The 225-nt window shown below is 56.9% G+C and carries 1 pseudogene; it reads right to left on the reverse strand.

Features of this window, described 5'->3' with window-relative positions:
• Window positions 1–225, reverse strand: a pseudogene (locus AX735_RS26900) (IS110 family transposase); the annotation flags it as partial.

Below are 225 nucleotides of genomic sequence, written 5' to 3' on the forward strand. Positions count from 1 at the left end.
CGAGCCAGAAGCCATCATATCCAATCTCGAAGCACAGGCGAATGGCGGCAGGTTCACCGATACGATCAGCGGCCTTGCACTCAAGATTGCGAAGGTGACTGATCAGTTCCGCGCTGTTCCCGGCAGGAATTGTCCGTAGCGAAGGCTTCGCCGCTCCTGGCGAGAGCGAAGCAACAAGCCAGTTGCGCTTGCTGAGCTCAACGCTGACAATGACAGAAGTCTTGG

Origin of the sequence: Blastomonas sp. CCH1-A6 (genome assembly GCF_001556365.1) — a bacterium.
GTDB lineage: Bacteria > Pseudomonadota > Alphaproteobacteria > Sphingomonadales > Sphingomonadaceae > Blastomonas > Blastomonas ursincola.